The following is a 12,085-nucleotide window of genomic DNA, read 5'->3' on the forward strand; positions in this document are numbered from 1 at the left end:
GATGGCAGTCATGTTTAAACTTAGCTTGTCGTATCTGAGTAGGAACAAAATACAAAATGCGCTGATTGCGCTGCTCCTGCTACTCTCGACAGTTCTTGTATCTACAGCTATTGTCATTCTGGCGAACACAGGCAATCAGTTTTATGAAATGCATACCCGAACCCATGGATCTCATCAGATCCTGACGTTTGAAAAAGGACTGAATGACCCTGACGCTGTGCACAACTGGTGGGCTTCTCAGGATGGAGTTCAGGTGTCTCCTTTGCTAACGTATCGTACATTGTCAGGCATCATTTTAAATGAAACTCACATCCCTAACATCTACCTGTACATGTTTAATACGCCTCCGCCGCCTTGGGGTGTGGATGAACTAATTTTCTCAAGCGGGACGCCCGACACAGTTCCCGAACAAGGCTCCGTCTGGATTCCAACGTCCATGGCGAATGCTTATCATATTTCCGTAGGTGATACCATCGGCTTCAAAACTGGCTCAAGCACACTCGAATTGAATGTATCGGGTATTGTGATCGATGTACCATACGGGGCACCCTTCTCCAATACAGCACGGGTCTGGATGAATCCTACCGATTATCAACATGATCTCGCTACACTTACTGGCAACGAGAATCGTATGATGGGCATCCATTTTAACGATTACAGCATGAATTCGGTGTACTGGGAACGATACAATCGTGAGACAGGTATTCCGTTTCTGGAATCCAAAATGGAGTTCGAGGCGATTGCCTCTTTCTATCTGATCATCAATCAGGTTATTGGATTTATCATGATATTCATGGGTGTTGTCATGCTCTCCATCGCTTTGATGACCATCGGGTTTACGATTGCAGATGCCATCCTGGCCAATTACAGAACGATAGGAATCTTCAAATCACTAGGTCTGACTTCCCGAAAAACGATAGGCACCTATGTTATTCAATATGCATTGATATCCATCGTAGCCATTATCCCAGGACTTGCACTCAGTATATGGATATCCAAATGGATCATTAATATTTCTGTATCCTCTCTTCGAGTGGGGAATCAGAACATTCCAGTCCATGGATTGGATGCGGCCATACTGTCCGGCGTACTACTATTTGCTCTAGTGATTCTGTTCACTGTGTTATATGCCAAAAAGGCACGCAGCATACAGCCCGTGCAAGCTATTCGTTATGGTATGTCGGAGACAGATCACGGCCGGATGGCTGGCAAAATGAATTCGCCATGGGCACACTGGATCGGATTTACACGACTGCCTGTCACCGCCGTACTTGGATTCAGACATGTGTTCAAAAACACCAAAAGCTCTGTTCTAACACTCCTGCTAGCCACCATGGCTTCCTCCGTACTTGTTCTGGGTTATGTTCTGCTGACCAGTATAACCGGAATTGAACAGACCGCAGCTAAATGGGGGTATGACAATGCCAATATCGCAGCAGTAGTCGTGAACAAAGGTAACTTTCCAAAGACTGTATTGAAACACACGTTAGAAGAGGATACAAGGATTAGCAATGCAGGCTGGCAAGGGAACACAACGGGTGTAATTAGCCCGGAGTCTTCTGCAACAGTGAAGGGCCAATCCCTCAGTCTCAACTTGAGTGTACTGGACGGGAGTTATCAGGAACTTGGATTCGAAACGTTAAAAGGGGGTAACCCACAACATGCGAATGAAATTGCCATTGGTGTAAGTGTAGCCAAAACATCAAATAAAGATCTCGGTGATCTTATCGATATCTATATTGAAGGAGAAAAGCGTACATTCCTCATCACAGGCATCTATCAGGCGATCGCCAACATGTCTGTTTCAGGCAGAATCACCATTGATGCCATGAGAAGTGTGAACCCGGGTTATAGTGAATTTGATGTTATATTCATCAATGTGAACGATATGGCAAAAGCGGGTATGGTTGCCTCGGAATTAAATGAGCAATTTAAAGATTTTGCTTCGGTAGTCACTCAGAAGACATTGCTTGATTCGGTTTACGCGGAAGCCGCTAACATCCTTATCTATCCGATGAGTCTGATCGGATTGCTGTTTATCATTGTGACGTTCATCATTATTTTCAGTACCTGTAGAATCACTATCCGTAAAGAAAGCAGAACGTACGGGATATACAAATCGCTGGGAATGACATCTCGTCAAATCCGGTTGTCGCTCACCATGGGAATGTTCATACTGTCCTCCGTGGGAGCCATACTGGGTATTTTCGTCGGCGTATACCTGCTGCCTCTTCTACTCGAAATGGTCCTTTCCGGTTATGGTATCGTACAGCTTCCACTGATCCTGCATTGGGGTGGAATGGTACTGTTCACCTGTCTAAGCATCATTGCAGCCAGTCTTGGCTCGTGGTTCTCTTCGAGAATCATTCGGGAAGCATCGCCACGTATACTGGTTATCGAATAATGTAATCAGAATGCCTTAACACAATAAAACAAGCCCTTCCATACCTCTATAGGATGTGGAAGGGCTTGTTATCATGATATGAACTAATTCCGCCATTTCTTCGCAAGTGCACCAATCTGATGTGGCGTTGTTCGGCAGCAGCCGCCAATAATTTTCGCGCCCGCAGCAACCCACTGCTCCGAAGCATCACTCATGCTGCCACAGGTACCCTGTCCGCTCCACGTCTTCGTTGCTGCATCATATACTTCTCCCGAGTTCGGATACACAATAACAGGTTTATCGCTGGTACGGCTCAAAATACCCACTGCTTCCGTCACCACTTCCATCGGAGCACAGTTCAGGCCAATCGCCGCAACCTGCGGCTCGGAGCCAAACTTCTGTGCACATACCTCAAGCGGTGTGCCCTCGCTGATGCTTGTCCCGTCTTTTAAAGAAAAAGATAACCAAGCATACGCATGAGGGAACTCCTTCAGTACATCAACCAGCACCTGTGCTTCCTGCAACGAAGGAATTGTCTCAAACGCCAAAATGTCAGCACCCGCTTCAATCAGCGCCGCCATACGCGGACGGTGAAATGCGGCCAGCGTCTCATCCGACACGCCGTAATGTCCCACATACTCTGAACCATCCGCCAGATAGGCGCCGTACGGACCAACGGACCCGGCAATAATTGGACGTGGACGAAAACTGTCTCCTTCGCGATCTACTGTACGATCTGTTATATGCTCCTCATTCTCTACGTTCTCGGAACGTACCGAAGGAGCTTCTACAAGCTGACCTGTCGAGCTTTCTCTCCCTACTAAACTACTCTGAACTTCTGCCCACACGTCATCTCTCGCCTGTACAGCCAGTTCCACCGTCTTGCGGATCAGCTCCAGTGCAGCCTGTTCATCAATCCTTCTCTTGCGGAAACCATCCACCGTCGCCTGATAACTGGATGTAATCGCACAGTCGGCTCCTGCTCGAAAATAATCTGCATGGACCTGAACAATAACATCCGGATTCTCAAGCAACACACGAGCAGACCATAGTGGATCATCGAGATCACATCCATGCTGTTCGAGTTCCGTAGCCAACGCTCCATCCAGAATCATGACCGGATGTTCACGAAGGATCTGTTCCATGGGGTTAGTCTGTTGTTCTTGCGTCATGTACTTGTCCTCTTTTCTTATTCACACGTTCTGTCAGATAATAAGCAGCGTAACATACTGCGATAAACGGAACCCCACAATACAGCGCAATTCGCTGTGTCGGGTCAAAGGCAATACCTATGCATGAAGCCAGGCATAATATAAATGAAACAATTGGTACCACCGGATACAGTGGTGTGCGGTAGACCAGATCTTTGACCGCATGTCCTTCCCGGATATATTGTCTGCGGAACATGTATTGGGAAGCGCTGATGCTCATCCATACCGCAACGACAGCCAGACCTGAAATGGAAACCAGCGTAATATACACCGTACCTGGCGCAATGATGCTGGACAGCAAGGCCAGCGCACCACCCACCATACTAATCAGAAGTGCATTCAGCGGTACTCCGCTTTTGGTCAATTTGGCAAACCACGGAGAGATCGTTCTTTTGTCAGCCAGAGACCAGAGCATACGTGAAGATGCATACAGGCCTGAATTGGCAGCAGAGAGAATCGCCGTCAGAATAACAAAGTTCATAATGTCTGCTGCATAGGGTACACCCACCCGCTCCATTACCGCTACAAACGGACTTTCCAGTACACTGGCATCCGACATGGGCAGCAAGGCCGACAAGATAATAATCGTTCCGATGAAGAAAATAACCAAACGCCACAGCGTTGTATGAATAGCCTTTGGTATCGTCTTTTCCGGGTTCTCCGTCTCACCGGCGGCAATGCCGATTAACTCGGTGCCTGAGAAGGCAAAGTTTACAGCAAGCATGGTCATCAATATCGCTGTAGCCCCATGAGGGAACCACCCGGATGCGGTAATATTCGATAGAAATGGAGCCGGTTCAGAATCCGCCATGGGAATGAACCCAAACATGGCTGCGCCACCGATAATAATGAAGATTACGATAGTCACTACTTTTACAGATGAGAACCAGAACTCGGATTCCGCAAAAAATTTCACCGTTAGAGCGTTAAACAGAAAGATCATCAGTGCAAAAACCGCGCTCCATATCCATACGTTTACCGATGGGAACCAGCGCTGCATAAGCAATCCGGCGGCTGTGAATTCGGAGCCAAGCGCAACAGTCCAGGTTAACCAGTATAACCAAGCCACCGTGTAACCTGTTGCCGGTCCGATATATTTGGCTGCATAACTATGAAATGCTCCCGTCTCTGGCATATGAACAGACAGTTCACCAAGACAGAGCATCACCAGATATACAACGATGGCTCCGATCAGATAGGACAGAATGGTTCCCAGTGGTCCCGCCTGCTGAATCGTGTAACCTGAGCTGAGGAATAATCCCGTTCCAATGACTCCTCCGAGAGAGAGCATGACCACATGCCGTGCCTGCATTTTCCGCTGAAAATGCCCTTTGTCGTTGTTGTTCTCCATACCTGCTGCTCCCCTACTTCTTCATCCAGAAAAAACAAAAAAGACCCACTCTGCCTAAAGAGTGCGCCGTTACTGACAAATAAAAACAAACGCTCCTATCTATCAGGCTTTCACCCGCTGGAATTAGCACAGTATCCTTCAGATCTGTTGCTGAGGTTTCTAAGGGCCAGTCCCTCCACCTCTCTGGATAAGAAAATGATTTTTTACTAATATAGCGATCTATCATGAATGTGTCAACAATTAAATAATATATGGCACACCTCGCTATTCGGTGGAAGACCCCGGATTCGTGATGGTGGTCTTTACCTCATAGGTGATCGGCACGGTGCTAAAAATTTTATCCCAATCGTCTTTGACTTTTTTCCATGTTTTAGGTTCTTTAATACGCAAGCTATCCCGAAAATCCGCAACATCTACTTTATAGGTATGCTGCAGTTTGTATAACAACTGTCGAATCTGTTGTTTGGCAAGTTCAGCAAATTCTTTTTCCAATTCACTGAGATACGCACCTTTTTCCTCTTCCTCGGGAGCACGCCAATCCTCCATCAACCAGCCTTCGGATTCAGTTTTCACATGGAATGAAATATCATCGCCAACCACTTTTGGAATTATTGTTGTTTTTTTCTTCTTCATTTCATATACAACAGTGAACCCCTCTTTATTGTATGTCTTCAAGATACCTCCTTTTTCTTTAGGTCTGAGCCAAGATAGCCCTTCTAGATCCGTTTGGCTGAGTTCCCCGATGAATTTTGTTGTTTTCCCATCAAAGATACTGGCACCGGAGAACTTGTCCTCTCCATTGAAGTTCAGTACATTCTGGAGCAAAAAGCTGGAACCGGATTGCATTTGTGCATCTAATTTGGAGAGTAGAACGGGGTCCAGGATTTTATTGGACAAGTATGAATTACCGGTAATACCTGTAAGATAAAATGCTGGAATCCGGGAAGGATCATCTGAAGTCAGAACATCAACAGCGCGATGATGGCTAATCAACACCAGACAGTTAGGACGAATATCGTTATCCCGAAGTACAAAATCCAGCAGCTGGTCCAGACCATACTTTTTGGCGATATCCTTGGACACAACGATAACCTTCAGATGATGTCCGATGAGCGGATGATCTCGTCTCAGTGCAAACTGACGAAAGATTTGCAGCAAGGAATCTCCGGTAAGCTGTTCATTGGAATAGGACGTTTTACCAGAAGCAGGCGAACCGGATTGTTGGCTCTTCTGACTGCTGGAATTACCCGGAGCAATCTGTACCGTGGCTGTCACATTGTTCTGCTTGGAATACCCTCCTCCCTGATTGGCGATGTTCTCCTCAAATTCCGTCTCTTTGCCGATATCGATCCCGAGACCAACGTAGACACTTAGATCCTCTATCTCTCGACTGCTCCAACATCCGGATATCGTTAAGAGAATGCATAATACAGTGGCTAAGCGTAACAACATGCGGAATGTAATCATGCATGCTTGCCTCCTTTTTTGCGAATCAGACTTAACAACAGTAGTACCAGAGGTAAAATGCCAAACAAAAATACGGACACATTGCCTAGCATATCTCCTAGTACGAAGGTATCATCCACTGTTTTGGGTATCATTGCTGTCAGATAAATGAACGGCAGCAGGCCGTACATGATGCCTTTGATTTTTTTGGAACGAAACAAATCACGAATACCCACCGAAGCGCAGTAATGTGTAATTGCTGTAGTCGAAAAGATTTGCATAATCCAGATGACCAGCAATAAGGATTCAAAACGCTCGAATATCAGACCCTGGATTTCGAAGCTTCTTACCAAATCCAGCGTTGGCCAGGTTCGAGTTTTGATGCCATCGAGCGATAAACTGCCTATAACCATCACCACCGTGATCAAGTAGATAATAGTGGATATGAGTATCCCCCAGGTCATCGCTTTATTGCTCTTCTTCGGATTTTTCATATAGGCAGTCATGATTAACATCACCTCATAGCCCGTATAAGATAATAGTGAAGGCTTCAACCCTTGGAAAACGGGCATAATCCCATCACCGAGGACGGGTCTCAGATTGCCAATCTCGAATAGCTGATTACTAAGCAAAATTTCAATCACAAATATAATAATCGTAATCGGAAGGATGATCTCAAACACACGTACGATAACGCCAAGCCCGCCTGAAATCATATATACACCGATCCACATGAAGACCATCACAATCGCCCAGGTGGGGGTGCGTTCGAGCAGATACATCCCAGTCACTTCAGCCATAACTCTGATTTCGAATGCGGCAATAACTATGAAATACATAATCATAGACAATCCCAGTATGTAAGCAATCCAGCTGCCCGTAATCTCACGGGTGAACTGGAAGACGGTTTTCTCCGGAAATCTGCGACACAGGGTAACCAGAATTATTCCCACACCTATGATAATGAATCCAGATAGGATAATGGAAATCCAGACATCCGGTGTTCCGACAGCTTTGCTGGTCGTTCGAGGTAGTGTCAATATCCCGGCACCAAGCATGTAATTGACAATAATTACAACGGCCTGTGTCGTGGTTAGCTTTCCTTGGGAGCCATTCACTTAGTTCACCTCCAGACCTTCAGTAGATGGAATTCCATTTATTTTTTCCGATCATCATCGATCGGATTAGTCATTTTGGGACGCATTCTCATCATATTTAGCGGTGCACGGATAACAAAATCCTTCCATTCATTCATGTGATAGGGAACGGCTGGTGCAACATAAGGTACGCCAAAGCTTGAGAGTCGTGCCAGATGTGTACACACAAGTAGAAAGAACATAACCACGCCAAACAATCCGAGTACGGCTGCGCTGAACATAGCGGCAAATCGTAGAATCCTTAGCGTTAATCCCGCACTATAGACCGGAATCGTAAAGGAAGAGATGGCTGTTACCGCAACGACAATAACCAGAAATTGGCTTATTATTCCCGCTTGCACGGCTGCTTGGCCAATAATCAGACCTCCTACGATACCCATCGCTGGCGCAATCGGTTTGGGCAAGCGTATCCCGGCCTCCCTCAAGATTTCAATTGAAAGCTCCATGATGAGTACCTCAATAATTGAGGGGAATGGCACTCCGGTACGCGTTTCAATAATCGTCAATACCAGCTTGGTTGGAATAAGACCCGGATGGAACGAGATAAACGAGATATAGAGCGCAGGAGCAAGCAATGCCAGCATCGCGGCCATAAAACGCAGCACTCGCAAAAATGTTCCAGGAATCCAGCGTTCATAATAGTCCTCTGGAGACTGAAGCAACATGCTAAAGGTCACCGGTACAATTAATACAAATGGCGTTCCATCCAACAAAATTGCCACTCGGCCTTCCAGAAGGGCACCCATCACTCGGTCAGGTCTTTCCGTATTCAGTACCTGCTGAAAAGGACTCAGCGTATTATCTTCGATGAGTTGTTCCACATAACCTGATTCGAGCATTGAATCCATATCCATCTCTTCGATTCGCTTGCATACTTCTGCAACGAGATTTGGATCGGCAATATCCTGAATATAGGCTATCGCCAAATCTTTTTTGATCCGTGAACCCACTTCATACTTCTTAATAAACAGGCTCTGATCACTTCCATAACGACGTAAAATGCCTGTATTATCGCTTAATTGCTCTGTAAAACCAATACGAGGCCCACGAAGCAGTCCCTCTGACAAGGGTTCATTCATACCTCTTGTTTTGATCTTATGAGCTCCAATTAATAAAGCACCTGGCAAACCATCAACCAGCAGTGCATTTTTCCCAAACAACACACCAACTGCGAGTTCTTGGAGGGACTTCGTCTCCTCAACCAGACTGACAGGAAGTAATTGATCTTGCAGATATGCCGACAGTAAGTGTGCGTTGTCTGGATGAAGGAAACCCTCCTGCTTAAGTAGAGGAACACCTTCGAACATCAACGGTGTAATCAAGTGATCATCAACTAAGTCTTGATCTACCAGGCCTTCGGTATAAATGACCGCAGCCCGTGTATTCGTTCCCCTAATAATAAATTCCCGAATATGCACGTCTGCATTGAGTCCAAAGCTTTCTTTCACACTCGTCAGATTTATGCTGTACTTTTCGGTTAATTTAATATTGGCATAGTGGCCTGTTTCGGTCCCTTCACCCTGCCCTTTGGCTGCTGGCGAGATATCCTTCGAGGATATGGACGATGGCTTCGAACGAGAGAAGCTTCCGCGCTTAATGGCAGCATTGATCCAGCGCATGCTCAATGTAATACCAATTGGAATGATGAAGACCAAGAATGCCTGAATCCATATGGACCAATCCGGCACGTAGGATACAATTGTTGACCACATGTTCCCACCCCAACATTTCTCTGCATGACATAGCTGCAGGTATTCCCAAGTATTGTGTCCCCGTTTGATCACAATAATTCCCGTTTTTTTGAGTACTGAACGACAAAAAAACGGTTCCTGTGAAAGGAACCGCTATTACTATATATTGTTATACGATTCTGGTCACATGCTCCGCTTTGGCATCCAACAAGTGAGCTGAAGCAGCAATTGCTGTAAAATCATTCAATGCGATCTCAATCTGCTTCTGGCTCTGCTCCACATATTCTTCTACTTTTTTGGTGCCACCTGTGATATTGCCAATTTCCTTGGTTATTCCAGTCACGCTATCTCGAATCTCATTAATCGAACTCTCCACCATTGCGGATAGTTTCTTAACTTCCTTGGCCACGATATCGAATCCTCGTCCGTATTCTCCTGCATGTGCAGCCTCAATGGCAGCATTCAACGCGAGCAGTTGCGTCTGAGACGAAATCTCGCGTATCGTTCGTACCACGCCCTGAATCGATCCGGCCTGTTCCTGCAAATGAGTCAGCGTTGCACGGTTAGAAGTTGACACCTCTGAGATATAGGAGATACTGGACATCAATTCCTGACTGCGTTCAATACCTACATCTGCCTGCCCATTCAGTTCATGAGACATCGTTTTCAGCTCATTCACTACGACAGAAATGTTGTTCTGACGGTTGGTAATGTTGGTGGCGATTTTGGAGACACCCAGTATCTTCTGATTCGTCTCATCGTACACCGGCATATATGTCGCTTCAAGCCATACAGAATTCCCCTTTGCATCCTTGCGTTCAACCTTGTCCTGGAAGCTGACACCATTAAATATGCTATTCCAAAAAGCATCATATTCCGGAGTATTTGCAAATTGACCGAAGCACAGTTGCTGATGCTTCATGCCGTACATCTCATCTACCGTATATCCCATCGTCTGGGCAAAGACTTCATTCACGTAGGTTACCCGGCGATCCAGATCGAATCGAATGATAGCAAGACTTTTCTCCATCGCCTTGATGACCATTGCATCGGTGACAACATCTTTCTTTTCCATATCTAATATAGACACTTGATAACCCCCACAGTTCATTCCATAATAGACAGCCTTTAACTAGCAAAAAACAATCATAACAACATATGTATCCATCAGGTTCTAGATGGCTCTACTATGGATACCCGATTTGCAGCATTTTGGATCACCTGTTGTTATTTATTTTTATTGCAACCCTGTGAAGTCAAAATATATAGTTGTTCCTTCGTTTCAATGCTTCTTCAATATCCTGGATAAAAGGGTTCCATCAACATACTTTCGGAGCATATTCATCGTCCAGAAAAGAGACGTTATAACTTATCTTATCCGTAAAATATCTCTGTATCTACTAGTACGTATCGTAACATAAGGCAAAGAGGTATACACTTCTGTATTTGTAACGTATTTGTAACATAATTTCTGTTTTTTAATAACCGTTTAACCCCTATATACAAGAAAAACAGAACGATTTATCATGCGTCGTTCTGTTTCTTATCCAGTCTCATCTTTATTATTTTTTTCGTGGTGTCCAGCGCTTCGTTTCACTGTGATTTGGATACTGAATGCCCGCAGGATAAGAGATCAGCTCGATCAGCATCCCCCAAGGTGCTCTTCCATACACAAACTGATTGCCTTTCCCACCTTCAATATGACCGGTCAACGCCCCAGGCTCTGTTAGCAACACCCCGCCCGCTTCCTTGAAGTGTCGTGTAGCTTCTTGCATATCGTCCACATACAATGCCATATGCTGCAAACCATAATCCGATGCCCTAACTGGCTCTGATTGCGCTGTATTCGCGTACTGAAATAACTCTATACTAGCGCTCTCCCCGAGCGATAACATCCGAATATGAATAACCTTTGCTCCTGAACGCAGTCCTAATTTAAGCTCTGCCTCGGGTCCTTCCTGTGGGGGATCATCCGGCGTTATATGGTCATAGGCAAGTTGAGCTCCAAACGCCTGTTGTAGAAATAGTGTCGCCTGCTCCATGTCCGGTACAGTTATTCCAATATGGTCAATTCCTCTCGTAATCATGTTATCCCTTCTTTCCTTTATCCATTGAACTTGCTTGTACACAGCGACATCCGTACTTATATGATTTACACGAAAAGGGGTCCGCTTTAACATTGGTTGCTCGAACGACCTGTGTATAGAAACCGAAAAAAGAAGAGCGCATGATATCCATGGCTCTTCTTTTTTTGATGTTTTTAAGTTAGTTACAGGTTTACATACCGAGTGCTTAACCGGGGGCCTGAACTCATTTTAAAAATCGTGCACAGTGACACACAGCTGAATCGCAATGCCAAATGGGTCCCTTACAATACCGTATCCTGGGCTGAATTCATTTTGTTCATACGGTACCAGTATCTTCACGCCCTCATGTTGCATCAGAGAATGATACAGTTGATCGATGGTATCTTTATCCTTGGATTGAATACATAGTGACGTGCTGTTCCCCAGCTGCCATGCTCTCTCCGTGTCCATTGCTTCTTCCGCAATCATGACTTTGTTAACCCCAATCTCCAGCACCGAATGTGTAATATACTCATCTTGACCGGCAGGGTACTCGAAACCTGGGTTCATCTCCTTCATCTCTTTATAACTTTTCTTGAATATCACCTTGGCGCCCAGAAACTCCTCATAAAAAGCAATGGCTGCCGCCGCATCCCCGTTCATCGACAAAAATGGTATCACTTCAAAATTCATTATATTGCCTCCTTGTTCCTATTGGATTACACTTATCACTATAACAACGAAAGGTGCCAATCTATGGCACCATTAAGAGGGTTTGAT

The 12,085-nt window shown here is 45.4% G+C and carries 9 protein-coding genes and 1 riboswitch; of the genes, 1 reads left to right on the top strand and 8 read right to left on the bottom strand.

The genetic code is table 11. The features are described from left to right. Position 1: 1 nt before the first annotated feature. Positions 2-2,404 carry an ABC transporter permease gene (locus MKY95_RS29070; RefSeq protein WP_339195672.1) on the top strand — a complete coding sequence of 801 codons (2,403 nt, stop codon included), beginning with the start codon at positions 2-4 and terminating at the stop codon, positions 2,402-2,404. 83 nt (positions 2,405-2,487) lie between these two features. On the opposite strand, the gene mmuM is transcribed toward MKY95_RS29070, so the two are convergent. From mmuM to MKY95_RS29110, 8 genes are all read right to left on the bottom strand, one after another. Next, entirely contained in the window at positions 2,488-3,555 is a 1,068-nt protein-coding gene (gene mmuM, locus MKY95_RS29075; protein WP_339195675.1) for a homocysteine S-methyltransferase, read from the bottom strand. Continuing rightward, positions 3,533-4,945: an S-methylmethionine permease gene (mmuP, locus tag MKY95_RS29080; protein ID WP_076253521.1), complete on the bottom strand. Its 1,413-nt coding sequence runs from the start codon at positions 4,943-4,945 to the stop codon at positions 3,533-3,535. The genes mmuM and mmuP overlap by 23 nt, the downstream gene beginning before the upstream one ends. Positions 4,946-5,037: 92 nt before the next feature. Then, positions 5,038-5,139, bottom strand: a riboswitch (SAM riboswitch). A 70-nt stretch (positions 5,140-5,209) separates the two neighbouring features. Continuing rightward, entirely contained in the window at positions 5,210-6,412 is a 1,203-nt protein-coding gene (locus tag MKY95_RS29085; RefSeq protein ID WP_076253520.1) for a Ger(x)C family spore germination protein, read from the bottom strand. Then, positions 6,409-7,509 carry a spore germination protein gene (locus MKY95_RS29090; protein WP_076253519.1) on the bottom strand — a complete coding sequence of 367 codons (1,101 nt, stop codon included), beginning with the start codon at positions 7,507-7,509 and terminating at the stop codon, positions 6,409-6,411. Before MKY95_RS29090 ends, MKY95_RS29085 begins: the two co-directional genes overlap by 4 nt. 38 nt (positions 7,510-7,547) lie before the next feature. Next, positions 7,548-9,260 (bottom strand): spore germination protein, encoded by a 1,713-nt coding sequence (locus tag MKY95_RS29095; protein ID WP_036668138.1) that lies wholly within the window; start codon positions 9,258-9,260, stop codon positions 7,548-7,550. A gap of 148 nt (positions 9,261-9,408) precedes the next feature. Beyond that, positions 9,409-10,314 (bottom strand): PAS domain-containing methyl-accepting chemotaxis protein, encoded by a 906-nt coding sequence (locus MKY95_RS29100; RefSeq protein WP_036607056.1) that lies wholly within the window; start codon positions 10,312-10,314, stop codon positions 9,409-9,411. A 487-nt stretch (positions 10,315-10,801) separates the two neighbouring features. Next, positions 10,802-11,326: a VOC family protein gene (locus MKY95_RS29105; protein WP_339195680.1), complete on the bottom strand. Its 525-nt coding sequence runs from the start codon at positions 11,324-11,326 to the stop codon at positions 10,802-10,804. 228 nt (positions 11,327-11,554) lie between these two features. Then, positions 11,555-11,998, bottom strand: coding sequence for a VOC family protein (locus MKY95_RS29110; protein WP_036606754.1), 444 nt, complete (start codon positions 11,996-11,998; stop codon positions 11,555-11,557). Between the last annotated feature and the right edge of the window lie 87 nt (positions 11,999-12,085).

It is taken from the genome of Paenibacillus sp. FSL P4-0176 (genome assembly GCF_037975265.1).
Taxonomy (GTDB): domain Bacteria; phylum Bacillota; class Bacilli; order Paenibacillales; family Paenibacillaceae; genus Paenibacillus; species Paenibacillus amylolyticus.

Excerpts from the sequence above, each read along its gene's own strand:
- MKY95_RS29110 (WP_036606754.1), bottom strand. The coding sequence starts at position 11,998 with ATGAATTTTGAAGTGATACCATTTTTGTCGATGAACGGGGATGCGGCG.
- MKY95_RS29095 (WP_036668138.1), bottom strand. The coding sequence starts at position 9,260 with ATGTGGTCAACAATTGTATCCTACGTGCCGGATTGGTCCATATGGATT.
- MKY95_RS29070 (WP_339195672.1), top strand. The coding sequence starts at position 2 with ATGGCAGTCATGTTTAAACTTAGCTTGTCGTATCTGAGTAGGAACAAA.
- MKY95_RS29105 (WP_339195680.1), bottom strand. The coding sequence starts at position 11,326 with ATGATTACGAGAGGAATTGACCATATTGGAATAACTGTACCGGACATG.
- mmuP (WP_076253521.1), bottom strand. The coding sequence starts at position 4,945 with ATGGAGAACAACAACGACAAAGGGCATTTTCAGCGGAAAATGCAGGCA.
- MKY95_RS29100 (WP_036607056.1), bottom strand. The coding sequence starts at position 10,314 with ATGGAAAAGAAAGATGTTGTCACCGATGCAATGGTCATCAAGGCGATG.
- MKY95_RS29085 (WP_076253520.1), bottom strand. The coding sequence starts at position 6,412 with ATGATTACATTCCGCATGTTGTTACGCTTAGCCACTGTATTATGCATT.
- mmuM (WP_339195675.1), bottom strand. The coding sequence starts at position 3,555 with ATGACGCAAGAACAACAGACTAACCCCATGGAACAGATCCTTCGTGAA.